Raw genomic sequence first — 17,658 nt, 5'->3', positions numbered from 1 at the left:
ACTTAATGAGCTGGGCAAAAAATTGAAAACCTACTATGTCTATATTCTTTCCAATAATTCAAAAACACTCTACATTGGGGTTACTAATAACCTGGAACGGAGAATGTATGAGCACAGAAATAAACTGATTGATGGATTCAGTAAAAAGTACAATCTAACCAAACTAGTATATTTTGAAATGTTCAATGATATTAATGATGCTATTAAGAAGGAAAAACAGTTAAAGAATTGGCATCGACCGTGGAAAATAAATTTGATTGAATCCATAAACAGGGAATGGAAGGATTTATCTACAGAGTACGATGATGAAACAAGAACGAAGCCTGAAACGAATGAAGATGCTGAAACGAATGCAGATGCTGAAACGAATGAAGATGCTGAAACAAATACAGATCCTGAAACGAGTTCAGGATGACATTATTCAGCATGACATTATTCAGCATGACGTGGTTCAGTGTGACCGAAGAAACAAGGTGTCATTCCGAACTCGGTTCGGAATCTAGAATGTAGAAGGAAGATCTTGAAACGAATGCAGATGCTGAAACGAATGAAGATGCTGAAACAAGTTCAGCATGACATTGTTCAGGATGACATTGTTTAACGTGACTTCAAAAACAACCTGTCATTCCGAACTCGGTTCGGAATCTAGAATGTAGAAGGAAGATCCTGAAACGAATGCAGATGCTGAAACAAATACAGATCCTGAAACGAGTTCAGGATGACATTTTTTAGCATGACATGGTTCAGGATGACACGGTAAGAAATACAATTGAGACGACACATCATTTACATTAATTAGCAAGCAATAATCAAAACAATGTTAAAAAAAATATTTACTGTATTTATTTTTATTTGTGGTCTGGCCTATTCTCAATCCGTAACCGAGCCGGTTTACAACCATGATGTTTATGAGTTCCTTGAAAGACTGAACCTGAAGGGTATCATTACATTTCATACAGAAGTAATGCCTCTTGCAAGAGTTCAGATTGCAGGAAAACTTCTTGAACTGAAGGAGAAAAGAAATCAGTTGGGTGAGCTTGAAAATGAGCAGCTTGATTTTTTTCTGAAAGAATATTTTGATGAAGCTGCAAGACTTACAGATAATTTTGACGGAATCGAATCAGGATTTTTTAAGATGAGTGATAGACAGAGATTCCGTTTTTATAATTACAGCAGTTCTTCATTCAGTATTAATGTTGAGCCGGTAATCGGCATCGACTATGCAGATCACTACAACGGTGACTTCAAACACCGCTGGAACGGTGCGGAGTTTTCAGGTTATCTGGGCGACGGCTGGGGCTTTTCAATGAACTTCCGCGATAATGAAGAAAGCGGGAAGAATATTGACAATATAAAAAATTTCACACGCGCCAAAGGCATCAACAGGATGATAACGAAAGAGAATTCATTTGAGTACAGTGAGGTGAATGGTTCATTGAGTTATTCGTGGAATTTCGGAACAATTTCATTAGGTAAAGAAAATATTAATTGGGGAAGCGGCAAAGGCGGTAAGCTAATATTTTCTGACAAAGCACCTTCGTTCCCTATGATACGGCTTGATGTTCAACCGCTTGAATGGCTGCGGTTCACATATATTCATAGTTGGCTTCATTCTGATCTGATCGATTCATCAACATACCGCACATCACTCGTGGAAGACCGCGATAGTTATTCACAGATTCCCAAATTTATCGCAGCGCATATTCTTTCAGCCGATGTAACGAATGATGTTACAGTTTCAATCGGTGAGTCAATGATTTACGGAGATGAGATTGAACCGCTTTATCTTATTCCCGTTATCTTCTTCAGGTTAGCGGATCATTATCTTGCAAAACAGGGAAGCAACACGGGAGACAACGCGCAATTGTTCGCTGATGTTCAGTATAAAGTTCCGTCAATACGCACAAAGTTTTATTCAACAGCTTTTATTGATGAGCTTTCAATCACAAATCTGTTAAAAGGAAAAAATCTTTCGGCGGTTGCATTTACACTCGGAGGAACAATTGCTGATCCGGTCATTCATAATTCTTCTCTAACATTGGAATACACAAGACTAAATCCTTTTGTGTATATGAACTCCGATCCGCTCCATCTTTATTCAAATCATGGTTACCAGCTTGGTCACTGGATAGGCAGTAACGCGGATCAGTTTTATGTTGAATATGTACAGCAGATCCTTTCCCATTTAAATGGAAAAATAAAATTACATCACGTTCGTAAGGGACAAACCGAACTTCCCGAAGAACAGTACCAGCTTCCATATCCCGAGTTTTTATACGGACAAAGATTATCGCAAACACAAGTTGATGTTTCGTTGAAGTATATTTCCAGTCATAATATTTCAGGTGAAGTATATTTTATTTACAGCAGCACAAAGGATGATGAGCAGGGAAGATTGTTGGAGTTTATGAAAGGCAGTAAAAATTCATTTGGTTTAAGATTATTTTATGGTCTTTGATGTATTATAATTTGAAACACCAGAATAAAATGTGTATCAATTTGTTATATCAAAAACCCAAGATTTTTTTTATTTAAATAACATAGTTCTTTATGGCGCTTTTATTAAAAGTTTTTATTTTTGGCATCGCTTTTGGAGAAATATCACACAAAAATTTTTCCCCGTACTTTAACTAATCAATTACCCGAAAAGGAAAAGGAATTTTAATGAAAGGGATAATACTCGCCGGAGGTTCAGGCTCACGGCTTTACCCGATAACAAAAATCTACAGCAAACAGCTTACTGTAATTTATGACAAACCTTTGATCTATTACCCGCTTTCTATTTTAATGTTAGGCGGAATAAAGGATATACTTATCATTTCAAACAAAGAAACTATTCCGTGGTATGAGCAGCTTTTTGGTGACGGCTCACACTTAGGTTTGAATATTCAGTATGCGCTTCAGGAAGCACCAAACGGAATTGCCGAGGCGTTTATAATCGGTGAAAAGTTTATCGGTGATTCGCCCGTAACATTAATTCTCGGTGATAATATTTTTTATGGCAATCTTGATTTCTTTTATGAAGCCGTTCAGAACAATGTTCACGCTACTATTTTCGGTTACCGTGTTACCGATCCTGAACGCTACGGTATAGTTGAGTTTGACAAAGCAGGCACAGCAATTTCAATTGAAGAAAAACCTCTGAAGCCAAAATCACAATTTGCTGTACCCGGTTTATACATTTATAACAATAGTGTTGTTAACATCTCTAAAAATCTTAAACCATCCGCAAGGGGTGAACTCGAGATAACAGATGTTAACAAAGTGTATCTTGAAAAAGGTCAGCTACAGGTTGAAAAAATAGGAAGAGGAATTGCATGGCTTGATACAGGTACACCGGAAGCTTTATTGCAGGCTTCAAACTTTTTTGGTGTAATTGAAGACAGGCAGGGGTTAAAGGTTGCTTGTATTGAAGAGATCGCTTATCACATGGAGTATATCAACAAAGACCATTTTGTAAAACTTGTCAACGGCATGCCCAAATCACTTTACCGTGAATATCTTGAAAGAATAATTAACGAATAAACAGATACTTAACATTACTTACAGAGACAGATGAACGTAACAAAACCTTTTATAGACGGATTGATAGTATTTCAGCCAAAAGTTTTCGGTGATGACCGCGGATATTTTTTTGAATCATTCAGCAGGAAGAATTATAAAGAGAACGGAATCAATTATGATTTTGTGCAGGATAATATCTCAATGTCAAAAAAAGGTGCTGTACGCGGGCTTCATTACCAGGTTGGTGAAAAAGCTCAAGGCAAATTATGTATGGTAATATCCGGGGTTGTACTTGATGTTGCTGTTGATCTGAGGTTCGGTTCACCGACTTTCGGCAAATACTATTCTGAAATTTTATCTGAAGAAAATCATAACCAGATATGGATACCGCCGGGATTCGCGCATGGATTTTCGGTTCTGTCAGAGACAGCAATATTTCTTTATAAATGCACCGAGTTGTACAGCAAAGAACACGAGCGGGCAGTAATTTATAATGATCCACAGCTTAATATCGATTGGAAGGTAAAAAATCCGATTGTATCTGAAAAAGATCTTCAGGCTGGTTTATTTAAGGATATCGCAAAGGATTTTGTCTATTAAGGAAATAGTACACTGATCCGCCCGTAATAGCTGTGTATTATGATTGTTATGATTAATTATGATAGAACAATTTTGACACTTCTTTTTCTTTCAACATTAGGACAAATCTGAGTAATTTTCTTACTCAATTTTATGGAGTTTATATGCAAGTCCCACTGTTAGATTTAAAACCTCAATACCAATCTCTAAAAAAAGAGTTAGATGAAGTTTTAATAAATATTGCCGAGTCTCAGTATTTCATTCTGGGTCCGGTTGTTGACAAAATGGAAAAATCATTCAGCGAGTTTTTGAAAGCTGAATATTCACTCGGTGTTTCGTCAGGTACCGATGCGCTTCTTATTGCGTTAATGGCAATTGATATAAAACCGGGTGATGAAGTTATTGTTCCTACATATTCATTTTTTGCAACCGCAGGTGTTGTATCAAGAATGAATGCAGTTCCCGTTTTTACGGATATTGATCCGGTTACTTTCAATATGGATCCGAATGATATTGAAAAGAGGATAACATCAAAAACAAAAGCTATTATTCCTGTTCATCTTTACGGGCAAAGTTGTGAGATGGATAAGATCATGGAAATTGCCCGCAAACATAAATTATATGTTATTGAAGATGCCGCACAGGCAATCAGCACACAGTACAAGGACGGAAGATGTGTCGGCACCATCGGTGACATTGGGTGTTTCTCATTTTTCCCCAGCAAAAATTTAGGATGTTTCGGTGACGGCGGTCTTGTTACGACTAACAATAAAGAACTGGCAGACAGGTTAAGAATACTGCGTGTTCACGGAGGGGAACAGAGATATTATCATAAAGTTATCGGAGGAAATTTCCGGATAGACGCTATTCAATCCGGTGTGCTGAATGTAAAGCTTCCTCATCTTAACAATTGGTCGCAGCAGCGAAGAGACAACGCGGCATTGTATAAAAAACTTTTTATTGAGGCTGGTCTCGCTGAAACCGATGGTAAAATAAAATTTGATGAGAAGAATAAAGTGCTTCTGCCTAAAGCGGTTTATGGTGATGATAATTCTCTTGTTAATTCACACATATATAACCAGTTCATTGTTCGTGTTGAAAAAAGAGATGAGATGAGAAAACATCTTTCAGATAATCAGATCGCTAATGAAATTTATTATCCTGTTCCTTTCCATTTACAGGAATGTTTTGCTTCACTTGGTTATAAGAAAGGTGATTTTCCTGTTTCAGAATTTGCTGCTGAAACATCAATAGCGCTGCCGGTTTTTCCCGAACTGACTAAAGAGCAGATAACCTTTGTTGTAAGCAAATTTAAAGAGTTCATTAAAGGCTAAAACTCAGATGAAAAAAATTGCTCTTCTTTTTCTGTTGTTCTGTTCGGTACAGGTTTCATCTCAGGTTGTATATGAACCTTTATTCAGTGATGTATATGATTTTCTTTCAAGGCTAAGTCAGCGAGGTGTTATTGATTTTGATGATCACATAAAACCGCTGCCGAGAACTTACATTGCTGAAAAACTTCTCGAAGCCGCAGAGAAATACACGGATCTTACAGAACTGGAAAAAGAAGAGATTAATTTTTACAGGAAAGATTTCTTTTATGAAGAGATTATGAATGAAGATCTTCCGCTGAATGAAAAACACATGAGCTATCTTTCAAAAGATGTTGCTGGAAGATACCGTTTGTTTTCTTACGGCGATAATTTATTCAAGTTGAATGTAAGCCCTGTTCTGGGGTATGAAACAGGTGTCAATAAAAGCAAACGTGTAAGCCACTTATGGAACGGAGTTTCGCTTTATGGTTATGTTACAGATGCGATCGGTTTCAGTTTCAACTTCAGGGATAATACTGAAACTGGTGAGACGATTGATAAAACGAAATCATTCTCCCCGGTTACAGGTGTGAATGCCAGGACAGATTCGAACATTTATAATTATAGTTCCAATAAAGCTGAATACAGTGAAGTAAGAACGATGATAACAGCTAATTGGAATTGGGGAAGTTTTTCAGTCGGGAAAGATTTTATGGAATGGGGCTACGGTGAAGGCGGGAAAATAGTTCTTTCACAAAAAGCTCCGTCATTTCCTTTTGTCAGATTGGATTTAAAACCTGTTGACTGGTTAAGCTTCAATTATTTTCATGGATGGCTTAGTTCAGATGTTGTTGATTCATCATCTATTTATAAAACACGGGTTGGTTCAGACAGATTTTTATTCAGGGAAAAATTTATTGCCTCGCACACACTTACTGTAACACCACTTGCCGGACTTGATGTTTCAATCGGCGAATCAATTGTTTACAGCGACAGGTTGGAGATTTCTTACTTAATGCCGTTTATGTTTTTCCGTCTTGCCGATCACTATATAAGCCGACACTACAATTCGGTTGGAAGCAATTCACAATTTTTTGCTTCGGTAAGTTCAAAAAATCATTTGAAGAATACTCACCTGTATTCATCTCTTATTATTGATGAAATAGCGATTGGACAGTTGTTTAACAAAGGTAAAGAACGTTACCAGATGGGTTTTTCTGTCGGTGGTTCTGTTACAGATCTTCCAATTGAAAATTTAAAACTGACACTTGAGTTCGCAAAACTTTATCCGTTTTTGTATGATCATTTTAACCAGACTCAGAGCTATGCAAATGCATCTTACGGAATGGGACACTGGATAGGCAACAACGGAGACCAGGCTTATTTCTCAGCGCAGTACAGAATATTGCGCGGACTGAATGTTCATGTTTCCGCGCAGTACATACGCAAAGGTGAAAGAGGTACACCGGAAGTACAGCAGTTTTCACCTATTCAGCCGCCGTTTCTTTTTGGCGACAAAACTTATTATTCAATTGCAGAAGCTGAAGCAAGGTATGAAATAACTCATGAATTGTTTGTCAGGGGAAGATATCAATACACAAAAATAAAATCAGATATTGAAGGAATGAACTCAACAGCACAGGAATTTCGTTTGGCATTTTATTATGGGCTTTAGTAAGTTACTGCCCTCAAATTTGTCCCATACAATTTTCAACCCGTTTAATTAATAATTTCGGTTTATATGAGCATCGAATTAAAATATCAGAATAAAAAGATTTATTTAGCCGGTCATAACGGTATGGTTGGTTCTGCAATTTTCCGTGACCTTCAGAAAAAAGGATACAGCAACATAATCACACGCGATCTTTCGCAGCTTGATCTTACCCGTCAGAAAGATGTAGAAGAATTTTTCGCGAAAGAAAAACCCGAACTTGTTATTGTAGCAGCAGCTAAGGTCGGTGGAATACTTGCTAACAATACTTACCGCGCTGAGTTCATTTACGACAATCTTATGATCGAAGCGAATTTAATTAACGCCGCGTATAAAAGCGGAGTTGAAAAATTAATATTCCTTGGCAGTTCGTGTATTTATCCCAAGCTGGCTCCGCAGCCTTTGAAGGAAGAGTATTTACTTTCGGATTATCTTGAATATACAAACGAGCCTTACGCAATCGCGAAGATAACAGGCATTAAACTTTGTGAAAATTATTATAAGCAGTATGGTTCTAATTTTTATTCCGCAATGCCGACGAACCTTTATGGTCCTTTTGATAATTTTGATTTGAATACATCGCACGTTCTACCTGCATTGATAAGAAAATTTCATGAAGCTAAAGTAAACGGAAGTAATGATGTAACGATATGGGGAACAGGCAAACCGTTAAGAGAATTTTTATATGTTGAAGATCTCGCGGACGGAATCCATTTCTTAATGGAAAAAATAAATGCTTCCGATCTTTATGATAAAGGAATATCACAGATAAATGTTGGCACAGGAAAGGATCTTTCAATATCAGAACTTGCATCGCTAATTGCGGATGTTGTCGGATATAACGGTAAAACTATTTACGACACAACCAAGCCTGATGGAACACCGCGTAAACTAATGGATGTATCAAGAATAAATAATCTCGGATGGAAGTATAAAACAGAACTCCGTGACGGCATATCAAAGACATACGAATTTTATAAACAAAAAAATAAACAATAGTCTGGGAGAATAATGAAGAAAGCTCTTATCACCGGAATTACGGGTCAGGACGGCAGCTACCTGACAGAAATACTACTTGACAAAGGGTACGAAGTTCATGGAATTATTAGAAGAAGCAGTTCATTCAATACAGGAAGAATAGATCATCTTTACGGCAACAAGGATATACTGAATAAAAAAATGTTTTTGCATTATGGTGATCTTGTTGATACCAGTAATATGAATAGGATACTTGAAAAAATTGAACCGGATGAAATTTATAATCTTGCTGCACAGAGTCATGTTAAAGTTTCATTTGAAGTTCCTGATTACACAGCACAGGTTGACGCGCTTGGTACTTTAAGATTCCTTGATGCGATAAGAGAAGTCGGGTTGAGACAGGTTAAGTTTTATCAGGCATCTACAAGCGAACTATACGGAAAGGTCCAGGAAATACCACAATCAGAAACAACACCGTTTTATCCACGCTCACCTTACGGAGTTGCAAAACTTTACGGCTACTGGATAATTGTAAACTACCGTGAAGCTTATAATATTTTTGCATCGAATGGAATATTGTTCAACCATGAATCACCGAGAAGAGGTGAAACATTTGTAACGAGAAAAATTACCCGCGCTGCATCAAGAATAGCTGCCGGCATCGATAAAGTTTTAGCTCTTGGTAATCTTGATGCAAAACGTGACTGGGGTTTTGCACCTGAGTACTGCGAAGGTATGTGGAGAATACTCCAGCATAAAGACGCAGATGATTTTGTTCTTGCAACAGGTGATACAAGAACAGTACGTGAATTTGTTGAAGTGACTTTCAGAGAGTTGGGAATTGAAATAGACTGGGAAGGCAAAGGCGCTGAGGAAAAAGGTCACGTCAAGTCAATCAACTGGAAAACAGCCGAAATACTTGTTAACAAAGATAAAGGTGAACTTAAATTCAATTATGAGTTTACAAAAAATCTTAAAACAGGTGATGTGATTGTTGCCGTTGATCCAAACTATTATCGACCAACTGAAGTTGATCTGCTGATTGGTAATCCTGCAAAAGCAGAAAAACTTTTGGGATGGAAAGCCAGCACAAAGTTTGAAGATCTTGTTAAGATCATGATAAAATCAGATATGCAGAAAGTTCTTCAGAGAGGTTATTAATCTTTTTTATGAGGGAACGGATTGATTTCGTTCCCTTACACTTCTTTTTCTTACTGCCAAATATAACATTGAAATTACCACAGCCAGGCTTATTATAATCAGGTACGTGTATGAATTTGTTCCGGCTTTTAGTGTTAGTTCATTTGTATTTCCCGCCAATACAAACGCGCCCCAGTAATATGGATTGGGCGAATACTCCTTTATAAAATCTATTTTCGCCAATCGTAACGCTTCCGACTTATCAAATCCTTCACTAAGTTTTTGATAGAACAAGCCCATCAGCTTTGAAGTATATTTATCATTAACATCCCACAAAGAAACCACAACACTTTTTGAACCCGCTTCAAAAAATGCTTTTGTCATTCCGATAATTCCTTCTGATTCATCCACCTGACCAAGTCCTGATATACACGAACTTAAAACAACAAGGTCGCTGTTAAGTTTCATCTGAACTATTTCCGATGCTTCAAGAAAACCGTCATTCTCAGCATCATAGGAATTAGAAAAGAAAATGACCGGTTGTTTGTTGAAAAGGAATGAGTGTGTTGAAAGGTGAATAACTTTTGCGTACTCAGCGTTCTGTTTAAAGTTCGTTTCGGTTGCATTGCTGCTTACTAGAACTTTATCTGCATCGATAACCTCACCGATCTGGTTTACTTCTTCAAGTGAATACTTAAGTGGTAGAAGTGCGATGTTTCTTGGTAACCCGGGCGACTCCTCAAGCAATCCTCTTCTCTCAGCATAACCTTCCGAGCTGGTGTTTATTGATGGATTACCCACGATCAAGACCTCGTTGTTGTTTTTATATTCATTGTTCTTTTGTTCAACATAAACTGAAGCTGATGGCGAGTATGAAATTCTATTCCTGTATAAAAGGTATTTCTGTCCTGTGTATTTATACGAACTTTGATCCTTGTTGAACTCAGTGACGAGAAATTCAAACGGGAAGGATTCAAGTAATCCTGATGTTGTAAAAATAATATTATCATGCTCGGGAATTTTTTCTATAACCGGAGCTGTTACTCGTGAATAAAAATTATAAGCTGCTTCAACATTGAAAGAAAACAGATCCTGGTTATAATAGACACCGGTGCTACTTGTTTCATAGTAAGGAGAGATATCAGAAAGTAATTTAATAAGCTGTTGTCTTGATACAGTTAACTCTGATACAGCAAAATCATCCCTTGAAACAACAAACGCATATGTTAATTCAGAAGCAGAAAAATATGAAACAACATGTTCATCTTTCTCAAGATTTTTCTGAAGTTCTTTGAGAGATGTGCCGGATTCAAGATTGAGATACTTTCCTATGGTTTTATCATCATCAACAATTTTTGTTTTTAGTTCATTGAATAAAAATTTCACCGAGTCCAGCTGACGTTCACTATATAATCCCGATTGAATGATCCAATCATACTCATAAATATTCTTCAGTTCTTTTTTATCTTTTATTTCCGATTGCAATTTAAGATTCACGAGATTCTGCATTGTATTTCTGGACCTGGACTTCTCAATCAGTTCAAATGCTTCTTTGAATTTTTTCTGCCTGAGATAAAATTCAGCATACGAATTAAATACAATATGCTTAGAAGTAAAATAGGATATCTGAACTTCATCATCTTCAAATAATGACCGTGACCTGTCTTCAATCAGTTTTGCTGCAGATGAATAGTATGACTCTGCCAGAGCATCAAGAGATTTTTCTTCATAAGCACGTGCAAGCCTGTAATTAGCCTCTATCATAAGATCGAATGAATTTATTTTATTTGCACGGGCAAGAGCCTGTTTGTAAAAAGCAGTCGTTCCATCAAAATCATTTGCAGCCTGATTTATTTCTCCTGCCAACAGATCACATTCAGCTAATTCATATTCGAATCCATATTGTACGGCGGTGTTTCTGACTTTCCCGATAAATTGAAATGCCTCGTTCATATCTTTTTTCTTTAAAGAAAGATAAGCGAGTGATAGTCCGGAATTAATTTCTGTATAGGGGTCGCCGATTCGTTTTGAAACTTCAAGTGCATCAGTTAAATATTTTCTTGCAAGATTCAGGCTGTCAAGATTCAGGTAAGTTAAACCAAGCTTCTGGAAAAGATCAGCGCTGAGATAAATATTTCCGGCTGCCTCACTGTTTACCGATGCCGATGTAAAATACTGAACCGCGTTTGAAAATTTATCAAGGTTATAATTTAATGAACCCAAACCCTTTTCAATTTCTGCATCGAGTGAAACTTCTTTAATTTCCTTTGCAAGTTCTCTAGCTTCACTATAATACTTCAGAGCTTTGGAATAGTTTGACATATTTGTGTATATATCCGCGAGACCGGTAAGATTTAAAATTCTTGCGCGTTTATTTTCAGCAGAAAGTTCAAGACCTTCCTCGTAAAATTTTAGAGCAGACCTGTAGTCATACATCGTTATATATATTTTGCCGATATTATCAGAAAGAAACGAAAGTCTGCTTTTATTCCCGGTATTCTTATAGTGCATAAAACTTTGTTCATAATTATACTTTGCTTCTATAAGATTATTTGTATAGGAGAATGAAACCCCCAGTTCAGAGTACGCCAGTGCTTTAATATCCTCATCACCAATCTTATCTGCCAGTGTGATTGCTTCCGTAAATTTATTTCTAGCATCATCCAGTCTTCCGTACATATCATCGCAAATACCAAGTGAAATTAAACTTGCAGCAAGCAGTTGACTGCTGTTGATTTTTTGCGAATGAATTTTAGCCTTTAAGTAAATGCGTTCCGCTTCTTTCAGCTTATCTGACAGAAGGAGTAAAGCACCTTCAGCAATAAGTGCTTTTGTCTGAACAAGAACATTGTCGGGATATTTTTCAAATATAGTTTTGATTGCTGAATATGCTTTTTCATAATCGCCCAGGTTCCTGTAAATTTTTACGTACTGAAACAAAACTTCTTCAGAATCATTATTATCTTTAAATCTATTCAGGTGTTCAAGTGAAGAATTATATTCTCCTCTTGCAGAACTGATAAGTGATAAAGCGAATGGGAAAAATTTCTTATCGACATTTGAACTTTTTTCAATTTTTGTTTCAAGAAGTCGCAAGCCGTCAGTTGCTGCAGCGGAAAAAATAAGATGTTCATAGAAAGGAAAATATGTCACGGATGAGTCAATGTAGTTAAACAAGGTGTCAAACATTGACTGATACTGTCCGAGTTTTTTCTCTATAAGTGCATAAGAAAAACTTTTTGTAAATCCTTCAGGCAGCTCGTCGATAAATTCTTTTTCAGAATTAATCATATCGACATTCAGATTAGCTAAATATTCTTCGTATAGTTTAAGAGTAGAATGATCCCAGCCGAAGTTTGAAATGATCTGCTTTAAGGAATCTATACTATGTTGAAAATTGTATGAAGTGCTTTTCTGTTTAGAGTTGTTTGATTTGTATTCAACGGGCTGAAAAGCAGAAACAAAGAGCAGTAAAGCTAATATTAGTTTTTGAGTAATCATTTAACACTTTCTACTCCAGATCAGTTAGTATCTTTTGTGCTTCTGTCATTTTACTGCCCTTACCGCTTATAACCATATTGAGATATTTCTTTGCGGAATTAATATCTTCAATCATAAGACTTGCTTTTGCGGCATAGTAGTAAGCATTTAAAGTTATGTTTGGAAATTTTCCTGAAGTATTAAGTTCAACAGATTTAATTAATGCATCTCTTCCAAGTATTGCTTGCTCACCATTGTAGGATGGGAATAAACCTATCACACTGTTTCCTGCTGTTTCGAGGTAAGCAAGACCAAGTATGTAGTGAGAGTAAAAAACGGTTTCGTCGTTTTGATTTTCTGAAATGTCTGCTTTTAAATTCTGAATGGCATTTTCAAAATCACCGGACTCTAATGATTTAAGGCTTTCCTGAAAATGTGTGGTTACACGACCGCGTGTTACATAATAGTCAGTGTCCTGATCTAATGATGCCAGCTTTTGAGCGTCTGGGGTAAAGATTGATGACGAAAATACAAGTCCAATATATATTAAAACTACAGCTGCTGCCGACATAAACATATATCTGAAAGAACTATTACTTTTTCTGACATTGACGGGAGCTTCTGTATTTTTGTTTTCCGTGACTGCGTCTTTAATTTCTCCCGCCACATACTGATCAACATCAGAATATTCGGCAAACAGAACTTTTATTTCTTCAGAACATTGAGTGCAGCTTCTTAAATGTTTTTCGATTGAAGGTATCTCATTAATTATTTTTTTGTTTTCAGGATTATTGCCGTTTTTGAAAAGGACATACTCCGCAAGCTGTTCAATGTCAGGATGCGAAATTTGTTTGATTATTTTTCCTGTAGTAAGATAAGTTTTATAGAATGAACCAGCCTCCGGATCAGAAGCAATAATCTGATTAAGCAGTTCATTTTCATCCTTATTCAGTTCCTTCTTTTGAAGGAGTTCAAATATTTTCTCAGTGTTATTCATATTTTTATTTCATTTTCAAAAGTATAGTAAATCGAAAAACAGGAAAGTGACAGTTATAGCTTATTTTTTAATTCCTCTATTGTTCTATAAAACATTTTTTTCACAGCATCCTCACTTTTATTAAGATTTTCAGCAATTTCAGAGAACTTAAGGTCTTCCCAGAAACGCATCTTAAGTATTTTCTGTTTGTCAGAGCTTAAAGTATCAAGTACCTCAAGTATTTTTCCTGCATCAACTTTATCACCGGGATTCAATTCCTTGTCCGGAATGTAATATGCTTCTTCAAGCTCAAATGTTTTTTTAGCCCGGGATTTTTTATACCAGTTAACAAAAGTCAGAAAAAGGACGCGTCTTAGCCAGAATTCAATATTGTCTACTTTATGGTATTGTTCGGCAAAAGATAAAAAGACATTATTGGTGAGATCATCAACATCATCTTTATTTAAAATTTTGCCCTGGCGATGTTTAGATAAAAAGTAGCTGTAGGAAATATGTCTGACGTAACCTGATAGCTCCTCAAATGCCTTCGAATCTCCTTCGCGGGCTGAGTTGAAGAGTTGTTCTAATTCTTTTTGCGTAAAATTTATGTAATTTAATTTATTATAGCTCAAGAGTTTGTCACTAATATTGTATTATTTTCACTGATATATTAAATATTCTTAACCTTATTAACAATATGCAAAGAATCCTCATAGTATTTTTGTTTTTGATTATTCTAACTTCTCAGGCTGTGTCTCAACCCGATCTAAAATTATATCCGGATGAAATTGAGTTTACAAATATTTTTAACAGAATTAAAAATGTTTACTTTGTTAATGAAGGCAATCAGACTCTTATAATAGATTCACTGAGTTACAATAACAATTATTATTTCACCAGGTTTGACGGGTGGGGTGGTGAATATCCTATTTACATAGCACCAGGGGATTCTTTGTTGATGGATTGTATCCTTTCAGGTTATTATATAGTTCCATCAGCCGATACTTCCGATACAATGTATGTTTACAGCAATGGAGAAGACCCGGTTGAAGATCTTGAAATAGATATAAAATATTTTGATGATAATTATGGTGACGGGATTATTAACGGCTATGTTACCGATGGTACGTTGCCCCTTCAAGGAGTAAAGGTTCATTTTCTATATTCAGGAACATACACAGTAAACTCTGTTGAAACAGACCAGTATGGTTTTTATTCGGTTGAACTCCCTCCCGGTTTATTTACTGTAGCGGCTGAAAAGGATTCATATTATGTTGCATTCCATGATGATGTGTTTGATCCTTTTAATGCCCAACAGGTTTTAGTGGAAGATGATTCAACTATTTCCATCGATTTTACTCTGGAAAAAATGACGGAGACAGGCTACTCGGTTGCCGGAAGGATCTCTGACTCACTGACACATTACCCTTTAAAAAAAGGAATTGTAGTTGTACGTAAAGGTACGCACACTCCGCCAAAACTGCTTCCCGGCAAGATGTCCTCTGTCGTTGATGAAGGAATTTACACCGCATTTATCAAGGATGATGGTACTTATAATATCAGGAATATAATCCAGCCGGATTATTATTTCGTTCAGTCTTTTTCTGATTATTTTATTCCGACTTATTATTCACTGAATAATATATCACCGCCTTTCTGGCAGAATGCCGATTCAATTCTTATTGATTCACATATTGGTTCAAGACACATTGCAATGCCGAGAGATTCTTCCTACGGCGGGGGAACGGCTATCGGAGCTGTAACAATTAATCAGCGGTTTGCAGGAATTCCATCAGATGTTGTGCTTTTTGCACGGAACGTAAATCTTGATTCAATGATATTCAATTATGTGTTCTCTAATACAGATGGCACATTCAAACTACCCTTTTTACCTTATGGAACTTACAAACTTGTTGCTCAACGCATAGGATATCCTGATGCATATAGTAATGAGTTTGTCATTGATAGTCTCAATCCGGAAATAACAGGATTAAACCTAAACTTTAACATTACAGAAGTTAAAGAGGATTACACTATTCCAAATAGTATTGAACTATATCAAAACTATCCGAATCCATTTAATCCATCCACCACAATTGAATTTTCACTTCCGGAAGTTCAGAATGTAAATTTAATTTTAACCAACATTCTTGGTGAAGAAACAAGTTTGATCTATTCCGGAAATCTGCCTGCAGGGAAACACAAGTTCTTTCTTGACGGTTCAAAGTTAAGTTCCGGTGTTTACTTTGTTCATCTTAAAGCAGGAATGACACGGTTGACAAAGAAAATTCTTTTATTGAAGTAGTTATATCAAAGAAATCCTGGTTCGCTGGATTTATAATATCCGGTAGTTCCCCAAAAATTCAGTTTCTGACTCTATCAAATTAGTTCTCTCCTGATTTCGACATTGGGCATTTTTCAATTACAAAAGCCATCCATAACATTTTTCATTTCTCTCCAATTTTGGTAAAAGGTTATTTAGCCTTAATTTTGCAATTGTCGAAACACCAAACTGGGAGTATAAATGAAGTCATTTTTAGTATTGTTATTTGCTGTGCTGATCACACTTACTCAATCCCATCCACAAAGTAAACTGCGATATAATCCGTTTTCAGGAACCATGGTTGTAACGCTTGAAGGCGGTCTTACACTTGAGTACACCGATTACTCAAAAACAAAAATAGATTATATGGGAAAAACATCAGTAGATTTTTTTCTTCCCGCAATATCAAGAAGCAGTTTCGGTATAAGACTAATGGGTGGAGGCGGATTCATATCAGGAGACAATTCTAAGAAACGTCCGCCGTATTTCAGAACAAGAATGATTTACGGGGGAGCGGGATTAATATACACTCTGGCGGTGACCGATGATTTCTTCCCCTACCTCTCAGCAGGTGCGCTTTATATGTGGTTTGATCCCGAAGGTGTTAACGGAATCAATCTTGCCAACAACAGAGCCGGAAGATACGATGACAAAGAGATCAACTATGTAGGTGAGATCGGAATACGGACAATGCTTAGTGAAAATCTGTCATTAAATATAAATGCTGCGTTACATGCAAGCCCCGATGATTACCTGGATGATATCAAAGCAGGTAAGCATAATGATGTATTCTGGGTAGCTGGTGCGGGAGTATCGTATGCTTTTTTTACTGAAAAAGATACTGATGAAGACGGTGTGTTCGACTCAAAAGATATGTGTCCCGAAACACCCAAAGGAGTTGTGGTTGATGAATTCGGATGTCCGCTCGATACCGATAAAGACGGAGTTGCAGATTATTTAGACAAATGTTCTAATACGCCTGCAAATGTAAAAGTTGATAAGAATGGATGTCCGCTGGATTATGATACTGATGGTGTGCCTGACTATCTGGATCTTTGTCCCAACACACCTAAAGGAGTATTGGTTGATGAACATGGCTGTCCGCGCGATGAAGACAAGGATGGAGTGCCGGATTATATTGATAAATGTAAAAACACCCCCGCAAAAGTTGAAGTTGATCAGAACGGCTGTCCTTTGGATACGGATAAAGATGGTGTGCCTGATTATTTGGATGAATGTCCCGGTACACCTGAAGGAAGTGAAGTTGATTCAAGGGGCTGTATAATATTTGATGAAGTTGCCGAAACAGTTCTTAGTGCCAACACAAATTTTGAATTTGGTAAATGGGATTTACTCCCAAGCGCTTACCCTGTCCTGGATAATATTACAGAAGTGATGAAACTAAAACCTGAAACCAAATGGAGAGTTGAAGGTCATACAGACAATGTAGGCTCGGATAAATACAATGACAGATTATCTCTGGACAGAGCACAAGCGGTTGTCAATTATTTTGTTTCAAAAGGAATTGATAGAAAAAGATTTGATGTTGCCGGATTGGGTAAAAAATATCCTGTAACAAGTAATGACACTGAAGAAGGAAGATCACAAAACAGAAGAGTTGTAATAATAAAAATTAATTAATTGCAGATTATTT

Annotated in this window: 13 protein-coding genes and 3 pseudogenes; 13 read left to right on the top strand and 3 right to left on the bottom strand. The window is 36.6% G+C overall.

Annotated features, from left to right (window positions below; genetic code table 11):
• The first annotated feature begins 22 nt into the window (after positions 1-22).
• The 8 genes from IPM56_15855 (at position 23) to gmd (ending at position 9,246) form a co-directional block, all read left to right on the top strand.
• Positions 23-415 (top strand): GIY-YIG nuclease family protein, encoded by a 393-nt coding sequence (locus tag IPM56_15855; protein QQS35694.1) that lies wholly within the window; start codon positions 23-25, stop codon positions 413-415.
• 402 nt (positions 416-817) lie between these two features.
• Complete coding sequence (locus IPM56_15850) at positions 818-2,458, top strand: hypothetical protein (protein QQS35693.1); 1,641 nt, start codon at positions 818-820, stop codon at positions 2,456-2,458.
• A gap of 206 nt (positions 2,459-2,664) precedes the next feature.
• Entirely contained in the window at positions 2,665-3,525 is an 861-nt protein-coding gene (gene rfbA / locus IPM56_15845) for a glucose-1-phosphate thymidylyltransferase RfbA (GenBank protein QQS35692.1), read from the top strand.
• Between the two features lie 30 nt (positions 3,526-3,555).
• Entirely contained in the window at positions 3,556-4,104 is a 549-nt protein-coding gene (gene rfbC, locus IPM56_15840; protein QQS35691.1) for a dTDP-4-dehydrorhamnose 3,5-epimerase, read from the top strand.
• A 143-nt stretch (positions 4,105-4,247) separates the two neighbouring features.
• A complete protein-coding gene (locus tag IPM56_15835; protein ID QQS35690.1) occupies positions 4,248-5,417 on the top strand; it encodes a DegT/DnrJ/EryC1/StrS family aminotransferase in 1,170 nt (389 codons plus the stop codon).
• Between the two features lie 7 nt (positions 5,418-5,424).
• Positions 5,425-7,071: a hypothetical protein gene (locus tag IPM56_15830; GenBank protein ID QQS35689.1), complete on the top strand. Its 1,647-nt coding sequence runs from the start codon at positions 5,425-5,427 to the stop codon at positions 7,069-7,071.
• A gap of 66 nt (positions 7,072-7,137) precedes the next feature.
• Entirely contained in the window at positions 7,138-8,106 is a 969-nt protein-coding gene (locus IPM56_15825) for a GDP-L-fucose synthase (GenBank protein QQS35688.1), read from the top strand.
• Positions 8,107-8,118: 12 nt separating this feature from the next.
• Positions 8,119-9,246, top strand: coding sequence for a GDP-mannose 4,6-dehydratase (gmd, locus tag IPM56_15820; GenBank protein QQS35687.1), 1,128 nt, complete (start codon positions 8,119-8,121; stop codon positions 9,244-9,246).
• Between the two features lie 6 nt (positions 9,247-9,252).
• On the opposite strand, the gene IPM56_15815 is transcribed toward gmd, so the two are convergent.
• Genes IPM56_15815 through IPM56_15805 form a run of 3 tightly spaced genes read right to left on the bottom strand, consistent with a single transcriptional unit; the run spans position 9,253 to position 14,313 of the window.
• Positions 9,253-12,726: a CHAT domain-containing protein gene (locus IPM56_15815; protein ID QQS35686.1), complete on the bottom strand. Its 3,474-nt coding sequence runs from the start codon at positions 12,724-12,726 to the stop codon at positions 9,253-9,255.
• Between the two features lie 10 nt (positions 12,727-12,736).
• Complete coding sequence (locus tag IPM56_15810; GenBank protein QQS35685.1) at positions 12,737-13,702, bottom strand: hypothetical protein; 966 nt, start codon at positions 13,700-13,702, stop codon at positions 12,737-12,739.
• Positions 13,703-13,755: 53 nt separating this feature from the next.
• Positions 13,756-14,313, bottom strand: a complete 558-nt coding sequence (locus IPM56_15805; GenBank protein ID QQS35684.1) for an RNA polymerase sigma factor — start codon at positions 14,311-14,313, stop codon at positions 13,756-13,758.
• A gap of 65 nt (positions 14,314-14,378) precedes the next feature.
• Here IPM56_15805 and IPM56_15800 point away from each other — a divergent pair, with 65 nt between their 5' ends.
• From IPM56_15800 to IPM56_15780, 5 genes and pseudogenes are all read left to right on the top strand, one after another.
• Complete coding sequence (locus IPM56_15800; GenBank protein QQS35683.1) at positions 14,379-15,986, top strand: T9SS type A sorting domain-containing protein; 1,608 nt, start codon at positions 14,379-14,381, stop codon at positions 15,984-15,986.
• 219 nt (positions 15,987-16,205) lie between these two features.
• Positions 16,206-16,898, top strand: a pseudogene (locus IPM56_15795) (hypothetical protein).
• Positions 16,878-17,018: pseudogene (locus tag IPM56_15790) on the top strand (outer membrane beta-barrel domain-containing protein). The pseudogenes IPM56_15795 and IPM56_15790 overlap by 21 nt, the downstream one beginning before the upstream one ends.
• Positions 17,019-17,165, top strand: a pseudogene (locus IPM56_15785) (thrombospondin type 3 repeat-containing protein). It begins immediately after the preceding pseudogene.
• Complete coding sequence (locus tag IPM56_15780) at positions 17,142-17,645, top strand: OmpA family protein (GenBank protein QQS38337.1); 504 nt, start codon at positions 17,142-17,144, stop codon at positions 17,643-17,645. The pseudogene IPM56_15785 and the gene IPM56_15780 overlap by 24 nt, the downstream one beginning before the upstream one ends.
• The last annotated feature ends 13 nt before the right edge of the window (positions 17,646-17,658 follow it).

Source organism: Ignavibacteriales bacterium (assembly GCA_016700155.1).
Taxonomy (GTDB): Bacteria; Bacteroidota; Ignavibacteria; order Ignavibacteriales; family Ignavibacteriaceae.
This window is presented reverse-complemented; position numbering and strand designations above follow the sequence as displayed.

Excerpts from the sequence above, each read along its gene's own strand:
- IPM56_15850 (QQS35693.1), top strand. The coding sequence starts at position 818 with ATGTTAAAAAAAATATTTACTGTATTTATTTTTATTTGTGGTCTGGCC.
- rfbA (QQS35692.1), top strand. The coding sequence starts at position 2,665 with ATGAAAGGGATAATACTCGCCGGAGGTTCAGGCTCACGGCTTTACCCG.
- rfbC (QQS35691.1), top strand. The coding sequence starts at position 3,556 with ATGAACGTAACAAAACCTTTTATAGACGGATTGATAGTATTTCAGCCA.
- IPM56_15835 (QQS35690.1), top strand. The coding sequence starts at position 4,248 with ATGCAAGTCCCACTGTTAGATTTAAAACCTCAATACCAATCTCTAAAA.
- IPM56_15830 (QQS35689.1), top strand. The coding sequence starts at position 5,425 with ATGAAAAAAATTGCTCTTCTTTTTCTGTTGTTCTGTTCGGTACAGGTT.
- IPM56_15825 (QQS35688.1), top strand. The coding sequence starts at position 7,138 with ATGAGCATCGAATTAAAATATCAGAATAAAAAGATTTATTTAGCCGGT.
- gmd (QQS35687.1), top strand. The coding sequence starts at position 8,119 with ATGAAGAAAGCTCTTATCACCGGAATTACGGGTCAGGACGGCAGCTAC.
- IPM56_15815 (QQS35686.1), bottom strand. The coding sequence starts at position 12,726 with ATGATTACTCAAAAACTAATATTAGCTTTACTGCTCTTTGTTTCTGCT.
- IPM56_15810 (QQS35685.1), bottom strand. The coding sequence starts at position 13,702 with ATGAATAACACTGAGAAAATATTTGAACTCCTTCAAAAGAAGGAACTG.
- IPM56_15800 (QQS35683.1), top strand. The coding sequence starts at position 14,379 with ATGCAAAGAATCCTCATAGTATTTTTGTTTTTGATTATTCTAACTTCT.